This window comes from Bacillus sp. EU63, assembly GCF_038592915.1.
In the GTDB taxonomy this organism is placed as follows: Bacteria; Bacillota; Bacilli; order Bacillales; family Bacillaceae; genus Bacillus; species Bacillus velezensis.
Genome location: NZ_CP151944.1, coordinates 600,345 through 613,912 on the forward strand (window position 1 = coordinate 600,345; position 13,568 = coordinate 613,912).

Sequence of the window (13,568 nt, forward strand, 5' to 3'; positions counted from 1 at the left end):
GAAAACGGATTCTTGGGGTGGGAAATGATGATTGAAACAGAAAAAGCAGCGGCAGTAAAGACGAAATATCGCGGCCTGTCCTGGATGGAACGGATCGGCTACGGATTCGGCGATATGTCGTACAATATTATCTTTCAGTTTGTAAACGCATACTTATTATTCTACTATACAGACGTCGGCGGCATTAAGCCTGCGGTCATTGCAGCTTTGTTTCTTATCGTAAGGGTGCTGGATGCTATTTTTGACCCGATTATGGGCGTGATTTTAGACAAGACGAATACAAGATGGGGAAAGGCAAGGCCGTATCTTTTGTGGGTGGCGTTTCCTTTTGCGCTATTCACATTCTTATGTTTCACGACGCCTCATTTCGGCGAGACGGGGAACATGGTTTATGCGTACATCACTTATATTCTGCTTGGGATGTCCTTCAGCATGCAGACGATTCCGGTCAACAGCTTAACGGGGCGGATGACGAATTCCGTGGAGGAACGGACGGTTCTGACGACGACCCGGATGATTTTGGTTTATATCGGAATTCTGTTATCGATTTCCTGTGCGACACCGCTTGCAGATCTGATCGGCGGGAAAGATCAGGCGTTTGGATTCCAGATGACGGCGCTTATCTATGCGGCGGTGAGCATCGCGTTGAATCTGTTCAGTTTCTTTACTGTGCGGGAACGGATTCAGCCTGAAAAAAGAAAAAAACAAGGAATGAAAAAGACGTTGTCTGTTTTGTTCCGAAACAAGCCTTTGCTCATTTTGGTTTCTGCATTTTTGGCGTTTGCGATTGGGTTTAACATTAAGCTCAGCACGATGGTGTACTATTTTACGTATAACGTCAGCCATAAGGAATTTGTGTTTTTAGGAACCGTGTTGTTTTTCGGCGCAGCGCTGATCAGCAATCTGTTTATTCCTTTCTTTTCTGAGAAGCGGGGCCGGAAGCAGGTTATGATCATCACGGCGGCGCTATCGCTGATTTCTTATGCGGGCCTTCAGTTTACATCGTATTCTTCGCTGCCGCTTATTTTCTTTTGGCTTTTCGTTTCGGGATTTTTTACGACGCCTTTAAATACGCTTGCTTGGGGAATGGTTGCCGATTGTGTCGATTATGCAGAATGGAAAACCGGAGTCCGGGCTGATGGCGTGGTGATTTCGAGCATGAGTTTCATCAATAAGCTCGGAGTTGCGCTAGCCGGGTCATTTTCGGCCGTTTATCTCGGAATCGCCGGATATGCCGCGAATACCGATCAGACGGCCTCGTCATTGAATGCGATTAAAAATATGAATGCGCTCATCCCGGGATTGTTCATTCTGCTGTCTATTATTCTTATTTCTTTTTATCCTTTAACTGAAAAAAAATATCAGCAGATGATGTCTGATCTGGAGCAAAGGGCTGCCAGATAAGTATACGTAAAATTTAAAATATTCTATGTAAACGGTTGTATTTATGACAGAAAGCACTATACTGAAACTATAATCGAGAATTGATAAATGAGTGTGATAATGTGGGAAGCCAATCTGTTATTTGTATTGGAGAATTGTTAATTGATTTCTTTTGTACCGATGTGGATGTTGATTTGACGGAAGGACGTAATTTCTTAAAAAGTGCCGGCGGGGCACCGGCGAATGTGTCGGCAGCCATTGCTAAGCTGGGCGGAGACGCCGCTTTCAGCGGAAAAACAGGCAAAGATCCGTTCGGGTATTTTCTGAAGCAGACATTGGACGCCGTACACGTCGATACCTCTATGCTGGTGATGGATGAGAAAGCGCCTACAACGCTTGCGTTTGTTTCATTAAAACAAAATGGGGAGCGCGACTTTGTGTTTAACAGAGGAGCGGACGCTTTGTTTACGCTGGATGATATTGATCTGGAAAAGGTAAACGATGCGAAAATCCTTCATTTCGGATCAGCGACAGCATTGTTATCTGATCCGTTTTGCTCAGCCTATTTACGGCTGATGTCGATTGCGAAAGACAATGGACAGTTTATTTCCTTCGATCCTAACTACCGTGAGGATTTATGGAAAGGAAGAGTTTCAGAGTTTATAAACACCGCAAAAAAAGCCGTTGCCGTAAGTGATTTTGTGAAAGTCAGTGACGAAGAGCTTGAGATCATCAGCGGTGCGAAGGATCATAAAGAAGGTGTTGCGGTTCTTCATGAGATCGGAGCCGGCATTGTGGCGGTGACACTCGGGAAAAGCGGAACCCTTCTATCAAATGGGAAGGATATTGACATCATTCCGAGCATTCCGGTGACATCAATAGACTCAACGGGAGCGGGAGATGCGTTTGTCGGCGCGGCGCTGTATCAGCTGGCGCGCACCGATGAGATTCAGACGGCAGCCGATGATTTTGCGAAGCTGCGTGATATTGTCTCATTTGCCAATAAGGTGGGGGCGCTCGTGTGCACCAAAATCGGTGCGATCGATGCTTTGCCGAGCTTAAAAGAGGTTGAAGTATCACTGTAAAGTATGGAGGATGTTTCTTGAAAGTCATCGGACTTCGGGAAGCATCCTCTTTATTTAGGTCTGAAACCCTTTACGATATACGGTATACTTTAGAAAGGCATCCAGTAAATTGAACCGCTGTGAAGTACATACAATCACGTTTTTATCAGTTCTGAGTAAAACCAAGTTTCTGCTGCTGCCGTCATGTATAGTGTGACGGCCTATGATATTGAACCGCGGAGGAATGTTTTTCATGAAACATGTTTTTCTTATTGTGCAATGCGCGTTTTCTGTTTTGTGTTTTCTTTGTCTCGCCGCTGTCAATTGGTATCAGGGGAGTGAGCTTGTTTCTGATTCGTTTGATTGGAATTATACGGCTAAATTCTCAAAGCTTTTGAATGGGACGGATACGATTACAAGTCCTGAACAGATTTCGCAGCTTGATTTCTTTGTGTATGCTGCGAAACATTATCCGTTAATGAGCGGGTTGATGATCGGGCTGTTTGTTTATTTTTTGTTCTCACTGTATCTGCTCATAAAGAATTTCCGCCGGCACAAATGGGCTGAATGAGACTATTTTCATATAAAAATACATAAATTAAAGAGAAAATGAAACTTTTTTTGAAAAAAACAGTATAGATAACTGTGAACTTGTTACTATTTAATTTTGGGAGGAAAATGAAAAATGAGTATTTTAGGAAGATTTAAAGACATCATGTCAAGCAATATCAATGCGCTGCTGGATAAAGCTGAAAACCCTGAAAAAATGGTTGATCAATATTTGCGGAATCTGAACAGTGATTTAGGAAAAGTGAAAGCGGAGACGGCTTCTGTCATGGCTGAGGAACAGCGGGCGAAAAGAGCGTTAACAGAATGCCAGGCTGATGCCGAAAAGATGGAAAATTATGCGATGAAAGCATTGCAGGCCGGCAATGAAGCTGATGCGCGGACATTTTTGGAAAGGAAAGCGGCTGTTGAATCAAGACTGACCGAGCTGCAAACGGCTTATCAGCTCGCTTCATCCAACGCGTCTCAAATGCGCAAAATGCATGACAAGCTTGTCGCTGATATCGGAGAGCTTGAGTCGCGCCGAAATGCCATCAAAGCGAAGTGGTCTGTGGCAAAAACGCAGGAGAGAATGAACAAATTGGGGTCCTCTGTGTCAAATGCGGGCCAATCGCTGACAGCTTTCGGCAGAATGGAAGACAAGGTCAACCAAGCGCTTGATCACGCCAATGCGATGGCTGAGCTGAACGCGTCTCCGAAAGACGATATTGACGAGCTGACGGCTAAATATGACAGCAATCAAAGCAGTGTCGATGATGAATTGGCGGCGCTCAAGCAGAAAATGCTTTTCAGTAAAGATCAATAGACAGCGGGCTGCAGCTTTGTCCGATATAAAGAGAAAGTGAGAGAAACAGAATGATCATTTCTTATAAATGCCCGAACTGCGGCGATGATATGGTCTTTGACAGTTCATCCGGCATGCTGACATGTCACAGCTGCGGGCGGCAGGATCAGATTGAGAGCCTGCCAAAAGAGTATATAACGACGAGATTTTCTGAAAATGAGGCGAACGAGTACCGCTGTGAGAATTGCGGCGCGGTATTAATGACTGAGGCGGAAACGACGGCCACGACGTGCGGGTTTTGCGGAGGAGCCGCCGTTCTCGCCGACCGATTATCGGGAAATCTCGCGCCTTCGATGGTGATCCCTTTTACGATCAGTAAAGAAGAGGCCATGAGCGCTTTTAAAAAGTGGTGCCGAAACGGCCGTCTGACACCGAAAGGATTTATGTCTGCCGACCGGGTGAAGAGCATAACCGGCATGTACGTGCCGTTTTGGATGTTTGATTTAAACAGCAAGGTTCAGGTCAATGCCGTTTGTACGAGAGTGCATCACTATGATGATGGAGAATACCGGGTGACGGAGACCGAGTATTACAACGCGTACCGCGATATCAATCTTGATTATCTCAAAATTCCGGTCGACGCTTCAGAAAAAATGAATGATGAATTAATGGACAAATTGGAGCCTTACTCATACAGTGAGCTGAAGGAGTTTAATACGGCCTATTTAGCGGGATATATAGCGGAAAAGTACAATTATACCGATGACGATCTCTTTCCGCGGGCGAAGGATAAAATCAGCCATTATATTGATTCTTATATCAGATCCACCTTCTCCGGATATACGACGGCTGACATTACGGATGAGCAGATTCAGACCGATAAAATCAGCAGCTTTTACGTACTGCTTCCGGTCTGGATGGTCAGCTACGACTATGAGCGGGCTGAGCACATTTTTGCGATGAACGGGCAGACGGGCAAGGTTGTCGGCAAACCGCCGATCAGTGCCGGAAAAGTGGCCGCGTGGTTCGGCGGCATAACCGCCGGTGCGTTTGTAGCATTAAGACTCGTCTCACTTATGATAGGAGGCGGTTTTTGATGAAAGTATCCATAAAAAAAGCGTGTCTCTTCTGCTTTGTCCTTTTTCTGATGCTGTCTTTTTCTTTACATACATCGGCGTCTGCCGCGGAACAGAAGCAATATGTTTACGACAATGCTCATTTATTAACGAAGGATGAAACGAAGAAACTTGAGGAATTGGCCGGGAAGCTCGGGGCAAAGCGCCATACCGATTTTATCATTCTGACCGCAAACGGAACGGGCGGTAAGGACATCGAGCAGTACGCCGGTGATTTTTATGACAGTCATTTTAGCGGAAGTACGGCGATATTGACCATTGATATGAAAAATCGGGAAGTATTTATCTCCGGATATAAAAAGGCGGAGACGTATTTGAATAACAGCCGGCTGAATACGATCAGGAATACGATCTCGTCAGATATTTCCGCAGGCCATTATGAAAAGGCGTTTCAGACCTACATCAAGATGGCTTATAAAGATATGGGGAAAAGCCCGGACGACAAGTCTGACAATCTGCTGCTCACATGGTGGTTTCAGCTGATTATCGCCGCAGCCGCGGCCGGAATCGCCGTCACCGTGATGGTGTACAATTCCGGCGGCAGGGTCACCGTCACCGGCAGCACGTATATGGATCACGATACGTCTGAAGTGCTGAGCCAGCACGACACATATATCCGAACCGACGTTACAAGAGAAAAAAAGCCTGATAAAGATAATGACAATGACGGCGGAGTCACGAGGGGCGGCACGAGTTACAGCGGAAGCAAGGGAAGTTTTTAAATTATATGTAAAGGATTTGAGCATACATGGGTTTTTTCAGAAATCAGTTAGCAAATGTGGTGGAGTGGGAAGAATTCAGAGACGACATGGTTTTCTATAAATGGAACAACCGTGAAATTAAAAAAGGCAGCCGTCTGATCATCCGGCCGGGACAGGATGCCATCTTTTTATACAACGGGAAGATTGAAGGGATTTTCCGTGATGACGGCGATTATGATATCGAATCAGAAATCATTCCGTTTCTATCTACACTAAAAGGGTTTAAGTTTGGTTTTAACAGCGGCATGCGGGCTGAAGTGCTGTTTGTGAATACGAAGGAGTTCACCGTGAAGTGGGGCACAAAAAACGCTATCAACATTCCGGCGGCGGGTATGCCGGGCGGTATGCCGATCCGCGCAAACGGCACATTTAACTTCAAGGTCATTGACTACATCGGATTGATTGATAAGATTGCGGGTGTCAAAGACAGCTATTTAGTGGAGGACATTAAAATCCGGATTACGTCTATTCTCGATCAGCTTTTGATGAAATGGATCACCAGAGAAGGAAAAGACATGTTCAATCTGCAGTCGAATTCCTTTGAAATCGGAAAAGGGATTCAAGAAGATCTTGATATGCAGCTGATCGGAGACGGCATGTCGATTACGGGCTTCAATATTATGAGCTTTAACTATCCGCAGGAAGTTCAGGATATGATTACGAAAAACGCTTCTTACGGCATGGTGGGCGATGTGAACCGCTATCAGCAGATTTCCATGACGGACGGAATGTCATCCGGCAAAATGAACGGAAGCGGCGCCGCCTCAGACATGGCGGGCATGATGATGGGAATGAATGTGGCAAATCAAATGATGAACCAAATGAACCAAAATCAGCAGAACCAGCCGCAGCAAGATCAAAGTCAGCAGAATCAGGGGACGGCACCGGCGAACGGCTCGGAAGGAGCGGATAAGCCGAAATTCTGTCCGAACTGCGGAACGAAAACGGAAGGCGCGAATTTTTGCCCGAATTGCGGACAGAAGCTTGCCTGACGATATACGAAAAAGAGGCCTTTTTGGGGCCTCTTTTTTTTGTCATGATTTCATCGTTTGAACGATGAGGGATGTCAGCGCTTTAGAACCCTCAGGTATGAGATGGACGCCGTCCGGTGTGAAGTATTCAGGGTGCTGCAATGCTTTTGCGTGCCAATCGACAAGCGTCACATTTTTCCGTGACTCGGCCTGCCGGCGCAATGATTCGTTTACTTTGCTTTCCCACTGCCGCGGCACACGTGTGTTGACAAGATAGATATCGGCTTTTGAAAAGGAGCTGATCAGTGATTCAATTTGGCTGTTTGTGAAATAGCCGTTCGTCCCTAACTCGATGATGACCGCTTTGTTCGGCTGATTAAATGACGCATATTCCGAAGTGAGCCGGAGTGCTTGAGAGACTTGTCTTCCTACCTTTCCGTCGATGGTGACATGAGGGAGGGACTGCCGCAGGTATGACGCAATGTCCAGCATCACCGAGTCACCGATGGCCAGCACGTCTTGCTGAGGCTGTGTTTGTTTTGAATCAGCCGTTTTTTGAGATGACCGTTCCTTTTTCTCTTCGTTTTTCTTTGTATTTGATTTGTCTGTTGGTTCTTTCTTGTTTTTGTCTGACGCGGTGTCCGTTTTTTCGCCGCCGTGTTTTTTCTTGCTGTCTTCTTCTTTTGCAGGCTGATCGTGATCGGCCGTTTTGTGCGAAGAGGCGGCGGTTTCTTGCTGATCATTTTGCGCGTACGTCCATTGCGGCTGTTTTTTCTCTTCGGCTATCCCTGACAGCCCGCCCGCAAATACGAGAATGGCGGCAAGAATGAGGCCGAGCGACATTCTGCTGATGACAGAGGACGTCTTCCATTCCAGAAAGCGGTTCAGAAACACGCGGCGTAAAAATGGCCGGAAGCCCGCAGTGCGGATCGGCTGTTCAATGAAATGGTAAGATAGCTCGGCAAGAATGAAAGTGGCGCCGATTCTGACGGCGCAGTGCCAATAAACCGGATTTCCGATTTCCTGTACGGGTGTGCTCAGCACGATAACCGGGTAATGCCAAAGATAGATTCCGTATGATCTCGTTCCGATCCAGCGAAGCGGCTTCCATGAAAGAACATGTCCCAAAAAGCTGCTCGGATGGCATAAACATGCGACAAGAACCGCTGCGGTGATGCTGATCAAAAGCATGCCGCCCTTGTACAGGAAGGGTTCATATTCATCCGTGTAAAAGACGCAAAGCAGCAGCGCGGCAAAAGCGGCAAGCTCCGTCCCGTGAAGCAGGTGTTTCATGCTGCTAGGCAGCCGTTTGGAAGATAATCGTTTCATCGGCCACACTAAAGCTAAAGCGCAGCCGATCAGCAATTCAAATGAGCGGGTATCCGTCCCGTAATAAACGCGGCTCGGATCTCCGCCAGGCACATACATCATACTCATTACGACTGCCGAACATAACGCGAGGAACATGACCGCGGCCGCAAGCCGGGCCCGTGTTTTACATATGTACATTCCCGCAAGCAGCAGGAAGGGCCATATGATATAAAACTGTTCTTCAATCGCCAGCGACCAAAGGTTTTTTAATGGCGAAGGGGAGCCGAAGCTGTCGAAATAAGAAAGTTGATGAAAGATAAACCACCAATTGCTTATGTAAAAAAGAGAGGAGACCGCATCTCCGCGTACGGTATGCAGGAGCTCGCTGTTAAACAATACGACCCAAATGACCGTCGTGATAATCATGAGATAAGCCGCCGGCAGAAGCCGCCTGATCCGGCGCACCCAAAAATCACGCAAATCAAGGGTGATGGCATTGCCTTGGGCAGGCAATATAATAGATGTAATTAAATACCCCGATAAAACAAAAAAGATATCAACACCGATGAAACCGCCGTCGGCCCAGTTAAAATTCAGATGATATGCGATAACTGCGAGGACGGCAAAGGCGCGAAGTCCATCCAGTCCGGGAATATAGCGGTGATGCAGTGACTTGTCTGACATGGTATTCCTCCAATAATGTGTGCGGAAATTCTCGCTGTTTTGCGGATGGCTATGGCAGATTTCTGTACAGTCTTCCATTTGTTCCGTTAATTAGACGCATTCGGAAGGGGATTTTGTTTCAGAAAAAATGAATGAAATGCTGTGATTTTCTTAAACTTTTCAGCCCCTGTCCGGCGTCTGTTATATGAAAAGGGTCCCTTGTGCATCTTGGCTGTTGCGGGACGAAAGAAAAAATCCATGATCTGCGGATATCATGGATTTTTTTCTTTCTTTATCTGATGTAGCGGTCTCCGACAAGCAGCTTGGAGATGACCGAGGTCGGTATTGTAAACTCTGTAACGCCCATATATCCGGGTGCCGCTTCGTATTCATCAAATGAAATAACAAGTTTGTGCTTATCTGTAATATAAAAATTCTGGTCGGCGCGGATGGCTTTAAAAGGCTCCGTCATATCATCTTCTTCGACCCAGTATATTTTATTCGGATCTTCTTTCATCTGTTTTTTCATTTGTTCTTTAATATTTTCGCTGATGACTTTAATATAACGGTCATCTTTAAATAAACTCTTTAACGTAAGCACGGCCTCATTCTTTTTATCAATCGTGATGTAACGGCTTTGCGTATAAGATGAAGCTTGCGTTTTTTCGATATCACGGCGGATTGAGATCAGATCCGCTGTGTCAGTAACGGTTTCATAATCGCTGTAAATACTGAGGTGGCCTTTTTTGCTTTTTGAGGTCGCCTTCATAAATTCCTGATACAGCTCTTTGCTTTCTTTCATATAATGCCGGTTGATGCTGTCTTCGAGTTTATGATCGGAAAGTCCGGACAGAGCGGGCGTTTTCACATCAATGCTTGATTGGTTCTTTTCTTCCTTCATCTCCGTGAATGTGATGGCTTGGACGACTTTGCCGATGACGGGGATTTTAGACATGGCTTGTGCGGCATCCGGATTGATATTGACAACGGCGGTAAATAAGACGGCCGCAGCGACTGCCGCGGATGTCGGCCACATCACGATTCGTTTTTTCTTCGGTTTTTGCCGAAGGGCTTTTTCGACAATGCTGTCCAGTTCCTTAGGAATGGGCACACTTTTATACTCTTCTCTTAATTGTTCTAATCTCTTTTCCATTAAGAAAGATCCTCCTTCGTCAGCTGAATGCGCATGAGCTTCAGCCCCCTGTAAAGGCGTGTTTTGACGGTGTTGATGTTTTCCCCCGTGATGTCCGCGATTTCTTCTAATTTCAGGTCTTCAAAGAAACGCAGAATGATAATGGTTTTATATTGATGCGGCAGGTCATCGAGCGCTTCGTGAAGGTCTGTGTCCTTGTAGTGATCTTCCTTTCCGCGGCTTAAAAACTCGATCGTTTCATCGTCCATCACTTTCAGTTTTTTCTGTTTGCGGAGAAAATCAATGGCCGTGCGGACTAAAATTTTATAAAACCAGCTTTTGATCACATCGGGGTTTTTGACGGATTCGACCGATGTCAGCGCTTTTTGAATTGATTCCTGAACAATATCTAACGCGTCATCCTTGTTCTTTACGTAACTGTACGCCAGCCGGTAAAAGTCTTCCTTGCGCTCAGTTATGCACGTCACAAGCGACGCTTTGGCTGTTTCGTTCTTCATTGCTTCAAAGGGCTCCTTTTTTAAAAATACGTATCATAGGCTGCTGCCTAAGGATAGACGGGACAGGGTAAAAAATAGTTTGCGCAGAGGGGATCATTTTTAAAAGGAAAAGGAAGGAAAGACGATGAGATGAAAAAAAGAGCCGGAACGGCTCTTTTTCGGATGAGTCTGATATTCAGCTAACGGTTTAGTTCGGTTTGACTAAGATTTTCACTTGGTTTTTCTCTTTGATTAAAGCGCCGAAGCCTTCTTCAATCAGGTCGTCGAGCACGATTTTTTTCGTGACGAGCTTATCTGCTGAGAAGTAGCCCTCTTTCATCAGTGCAAGAACGGAAGGGAAGATGTCACGGTATCCGATAATGCCTTTTACGGTCCGTTCTTTGATGACGATATCGTTCGGATGAATTTCCGCTCCTTTTTCCCAGATGCTGACGATAACCGTTTCACCGGCAATGTTTGTTGACTGGATCGCCTGGCGGAGAACGACAGGAACGCCTGTTACTTCATAAGAAACATCAACGCCGCCGTTTGTGCGTTTAGCGATTTCTTCAACGACATCGTCCGTTTTTGACGGATCAATGATGATAGCGCCGAGTTCTTTCGCTTTTTCCTGACGTTCCGGTGAAAGTTCAACCGCGTAAATATCTGTGGCGCCGGCCGCTTTCAGGGCTTCAATCACAAGCAGCCCGATCGGTCCGCAGCCAAAAACTGCCGCCTTGTCGCCCGCTTTTAATTTGCTTTGGCGGACGGCGTAAAGCGCTACCGCTGACGGCTCAACAAGCGCGCCCTGTTCGTAAGAAAGCTCTTCAGGAAGCTTAAACAGCAATTCTTCGTCAACGGATACATATTCAGAAAATCCGCCGCCGCCTCCGGCTAAGCCTAAGAATCCCATTTGTTCATCAAGGTTATAGGCTCCCTGATGTCCGTGTGTGGCAAAAATCGGTTCCACGACGACACGGTCGCCGACGCTGTAATTTTTGACGCCTTCGCCCACTTCAACGACTTCTCCTGAGAATTCGTGACCCATCGTGACGGGCGCCATTTCGTTTGTTAACGGATGAGGTTCGCCGACCGGAATAAAGATCGGGCCTCCCAAATATTCATGAAGGTCGCTTCCGCAAATCCCGCACCATTTGACTTTAATTTTGACTTTACCCGGTTCTGCTTTAGGTTCATCAATGTTTTCGATTCGAATGTCTTTTTGATTGTGCCATCTTGCCGCTTTCATTGATTATCACTCCTAGTCTGATTGAAACGAGTATAGGTACATGATCAATATGAACCACGGTTAAAAGGAATAAAGTGCCTGCTTCCTAAAGCCTGATTTCTCAAAATATATCATATTACGCAACTATCAATAGGCCTTATAAAAAGTCCATATTGAATGCAGAAATACTCTATGAATATTATAACGCTAATGAATTAAATTTTGTAGCATAATTTACCATGGAATTATATAGAACAGGAAATTGTGCCGTCGTTATGTGCATGTCTCATCACGTTGTAATGAACATGTAAAGTGATTGAAATATTATAATCGTCTTTCTGGTGTATAATTTTGCCTAGAATAAAGAATCAGGAGGACGAAAGCTTGAAGAAGTTATTCTTAGCCTTATTGATTTTAGCAGGAAGCACGCTGGGAGCGATCAGTTACTCTTCTGATGCAAGTGCTAAAAAAGTGAACGGAAATATTACATGGTATAATGGAGTCGGTAAAAAAGGATCTTCCGGTAAAAAACTGGGACACTGGGATTGCGCGACAAAATTAGGATTTGACGTTCCGAGAAACGGAACGAAAATCAGAGCTTATGCGAAAGCAAAACCGAAAAAGGTTATCACCGTATACAAAAATGATGTAGGCCGTCTGCCGAATGCCGTATTGGATGTCAGCCCGAAAGCGTTCAAAGCGCTCGGATATCCGTTAAGCAAAGGAAGAGTATCCGGACACTACAGCTATTAAAATAGACCATCTTAAAAAGCAAGGACACTGATTCTTGCTTTTTCTGATTGACGGAGAGATTGATAATGAAGAAGAAACGATGGATCTGGATGTTGCTGGCCGCCGTTTTGGCGGCGGCGGTCATCGCGGCCGTTTTACTGATTAAAGGAAAAAGCGACGGCGGCGGGAAAGCCGTTGTCTCCGGCGGTCATGACAAGCTGCTTGTTTCCATTACAGACAAAGATCTGATGACGAAATATTACGAGGACGGCCGCGTGCTGTACGAGGAAAAGCTTTCGGCATATCCGGCGTTTGCGCTGGATGATGCCCATCAGGTGCTCTATTTTGTCGGGAATAATGACCAAAATGAGATGCGTCTGTATAAGCTTGATCTGAAGACGAAAAAGAAGACGGTGCTTTATAAAGGAACGGCAAGCGCTGACAGTCTGTTTTTATCAAAGGATCTGACGCACATTTATTTCCGTCTCGGAAAAGCGGATGAAGATATTTTCCGTCTCGCATCTTTTGATTTGAAAACGAAACGTTATGAAAATCTGTATCCCGCCGCCGATGAGAAAGACGACAGTGTAAGCAGCTTCTTTTATAACCGCAGCCAAAACGATTTTGCGCTTCTGCATTATTCCGTAAAAGAGGATTATCAAAAAACGGATGAGGCAAATGAGAAGGGGATTGACCCTGAACCGACGAATATCCGGTTTGCGGCAGGAGCGGGCGAACACCTTCAGGATCTGACAAACCTTGAACAGTTTATCAGCGACGTGGCGGTGTCACCGGACGGAAAGAACCTTGTCTTTACATCTTATACACAAAAAGGGACGGAACAAAAAGCGTCCATCCGTCTGATGAATGTCAAAACGAAAAAAGATGAAACGATTATCTCAAACGGGAAGGACTTCGCTCCGCTGATTGATGCCCAGCCTCAGTTTTCTAAAGACGGCAGCATCATTTATTTCATGGCGGAAGCAAAAGGCGCTAAGCGTCTGAAGGATGAAACGGGGCGGAATGCGAAGGTCCGGACCATTTATGCTTATCATTTGGATACGAAAAAATGCGAAAAAGTCTGGGAAAATGACAACGGCATTATCAACAGTTTTTCCGTCATCCAATCATGAAAAAAACACTCAGCGCCTGCTGGGTGTTTTTTAAATGAACAAAGCTGGCTGCGGCTGAGGCGAGCCATTTGAAAAAACGGAGAATCGGAACGGCAAAATGGAGCGTTTCGATGAATGACTGTGCGGCAAGGTTCATTTTCCGCCGTTTTGCCATTTCCTTCAGATCTTTCTGCTGCCGATCGTTTTTCATGTTCATTACTCCTTTG

The 13,568-nt window shown here is 45.7% G+C and carries 14 protein-coding genes; 9 read left to right on the top strand and 5 right to left on the bottom strand.

Going from position 1 to position 13,568, the window contains the following annotated elements; translation table 11 throughout:
* Window positions 1–27 precede the first annotated feature (27 nt).
* The 7 genes from NYE38_RS03115 (at window position 28) to NYE38_RS03145 (ending at window position 6,687) form a co-directional block, all read left to right on the top strand.
* Entirely contained in the window at window positions 28–1,404 is a 1,377-nt protein-coding gene (locus tag NYE38_RS03115) for an MFS transporter (RefSeq protein WP_020861281.1), read from the top strand.
* 101 nt (window positions 1,405–1,505) lie between these two features.
* The gene (locus tag NYE38_RS03120; RefSeq protein ID WP_053285263.1) at window positions 1,506–2,468 is read left to right on the top strand and encodes a carbohydrate kinase; all 963 of its coding nucleotides are present in this window, start codon (window positions 1,506–1,508) and stop codon (window positions 2,466–2,468) included.
* 232 nt (window positions 2,469–2,700) lie between these two features.
* Window positions 2,701–3,018, top strand: a complete 318-nt coding sequence (locus NYE38_RS03125) for a YjdJ family protein (RefSeq protein WP_063637033.1) — start codon at window positions 2,701–2,703, stop codon at window positions 3,016–3,018.
* Window positions 3,019–3,132: 114 nt separating this feature from the next.
* A complete protein-coding gene (locus NYE38_RS03130) occupies window positions 3,133–3,819 on the top strand; it encodes a PspA/IM30 family protein (RefSeq protein WP_017419001.1) in 687 nt (228 codons plus the stop codon).
* A 50-nt stretch (window positions 3,820–3,869) separates the two neighbouring features.
* Entirely contained in the window at window positions 3,870–4,895 is a 1,026-nt protein-coding gene (locus NYE38_RS03135) for a TFIIB-type zinc ribbon-containing protein (RefSeq protein WP_017419002.1), read from the top strand.
* On the top strand, window positions 4,895–5,656 hold the full coding sequence (locus NYE38_RS03140; RefSeq protein ID WP_340803141.1) for a TPM domain-containing protein: 762 nt from the start codon (window positions 4,895–4,897) through the stop codon (window positions 5,654–5,656). The genes NYE38_RS03135 and NYE38_RS03140 overlap by 1 nt, the downstream gene beginning before the upstream one ends.
* 26 nt (window positions 5,657–5,682) lie before the next feature.
* Window positions 5,683–6,687, top strand: coding sequence for an SPFH domain-containing protein (locus NYE38_RS03145; RefSeq protein ID WP_014417078.1), 1,005 nt, complete (start codon window positions 5,683–5,685; stop codon window positions 6,685–6,687).
* Window positions 6,688–6,729: 42 nt separating this feature from the next.
* Here the strand turns inward: NYE38_RS03145 and NYE38_RS03150 are convergent, their stop codons facing one another.
* From NYE38_RS03150 to NYE38_RS03165, 4 genes are all read right to left on the bottom strand, one after another.
* Window positions 6,730–8,661 (bottom strand): acyltransferase family protein, encoded by a 1,932-nt coding sequence (locus NYE38_RS03150; protein WP_014417079.1) that lies wholly within the window; start codon window positions 8,659–8,661, stop codon window positions 6,730–6,732.
* Between the two features lie 271 nt (window positions 8,662–8,932).
* The gene (rsiV, locus tag NYE38_RS03155) at window positions 8,933–9,793 is read right to left on the bottom strand and encodes an anti-sigma-V factor RsiV (RefSeq protein ID WP_151140179.1); all 861 of its coding nucleotides are present in this window, start codon (window positions 9,791–9,793) and stop codon (window positions 8,933–8,935) included.
* Complete coding sequence (locus NYE38_RS03160) at window positions 9,793–10,290, bottom strand: RNA polymerase sigma factor (RefSeq protein ID WP_003155802.1); 498 nt, start codon at window positions 10,288–10,290, stop codon at window positions 9,793–9,795. Before NYE38_RS03160 ends, rsiV begins: the two co-directional genes overlap by 1 nt.
* A 187-nt stretch (window positions 10,291–10,477) precedes the next feature.
* Complete coding sequence (locus NYE38_RS03165; protein WP_003155800.1) at window positions 10,478–11,518, bottom strand: 2,3-butanediol dehydrogenase; 1,041 nt, start codon at window positions 11,516–11,518, stop codon at window positions 10,478–10,480.
* A gap of 363 nt (window positions 11,519–11,881) precedes the next feature.
* On the opposite strand from NYE38_RS03165, the gene NYE38_RS03170 reads away from it, so the two are divergent.
* Window positions 11,882–12,250, top strand: a complete 369-nt coding sequence (locus NYE38_RS03170; protein WP_007408877.1) for an RlpA-like double-psi beta-barrel domain-containing protein — start codon at window positions 11,882–11,884, stop codon at window positions 12,248–12,250.
* Window positions 12,251–12,315: 65 nt separating this feature from the next.
* Complete coding sequence (locus NYE38_RS03175; protein ID WP_012116984.1) at window positions 12,316–13,362, top strand: PD40 domain-containing protein; 1,047 nt, start codon at window positions 12,316–12,318, stop codon at window positions 13,360–13,362.
* On the opposite strand, the gene NYE38_RS03180 is transcribed toward NYE38_RS03175, so the two are convergent.
* Window positions 13,349–13,552 carry a hypothetical protein gene (locus tag NYE38_RS03180; protein ID WP_017419005.1) on the bottom strand — a complete coding sequence of 68 codons (204 nt, stop codon included), beginning with the start codon at window positions 13,550–13,552 and terminating at the stop codon, window positions 13,349–13,351. The genes NYE38_RS03175 and NYE38_RS03180 overlap by 14 nt on opposite strands.
* Between the last annotated feature and the right edge of the window lie 16 nt (window positions 13,553–13,568).

Excerpts from the sequence above, each read along its gene's own strand:
- NYE38_RS03145 (WP_014417078.1), top strand. The coding sequence starts at position 5,683 with ATGGGTTTTTTCAGAAATCAGTTAGCAAATGTGGTGGAGTGGGAAGAA.
- NYE38_RS03160 (WP_003155802.1), bottom strand. The coding sequence starts at position 10,290 with ATGAAGAACGAAACAGCCAAAGCGTCGCTTGTGACGTGCATAACTGAG.
- NYE38_RS03180 (WP_017419005.1), bottom strand. The coding sequence starts at position 13,552 with ATGAAAAACGATCGGCAGCAGAAAGATCTGAAGGAAATGGCAAAACGG.
- NYE38_RS03115 (WP_020861281.1), top strand. The coding sequence starts at position 28 with ATGATTGAAACAGAAAAAGCAGCGGCAGTAAAGACGAAATATCGCGGC.
- NYE38_RS03125 (WP_063637033.1), top strand. The coding sequence starts at position 2,701 with ATGAAACATGTTTTTCTTATTGTGCAATGCGCGTTTTCTGTTTTGTGT.
- NYE38_RS03165 (WP_003155800.1), bottom strand. The coding sequence starts at position 11,518 with ATGAAAGCGGCAAGATGGCACAATCAAAAAGACATTCGAATCGAAAAC.
- NYE38_RS03150 (WP_014417079.1), bottom strand. The coding sequence starts at position 8,661 with ATGTCAGACAAGTCACTGCATCACCGCTATATTCCCGGACTGGATGGA.
- NYE38_RS03175 (WP_012116984.1), top strand. The coding sequence starts at position 12,316 with ATGAAGAAGAAACGATGGATCTGGATGTTGCTGGCCGCCGTTTTGGCG.
- NYE38_RS03130 (WP_017419001.1), top strand. The coding sequence starts at position 3,133 with ATGAGTATTTTAGGAAGATTTAAAGACATCATGTCAAGCAATATCAAT.
- NYE38_RS03140 (WP_340803141.1), top strand. The coding sequence starts at position 4,895 with ATGAAAGTATCCATAAAAAAAGCGTGTCTCTTCTGCTTTGTCCTTTTT.
- rsiV (WP_151140179.1), bottom strand. The coding sequence starts at position 9,793 with ATGGAAAAGAGATTAGAACAATTAAGAGAAGAGTATAAAAGTGTGCCC.
- NYE38_RS03135 (WP_017419002.1), top strand. The coding sequence starts at position 3,870 with ATGATCATTTCTTATAAATGCCCGAACTGCGGCGATGATATGGTCTTT.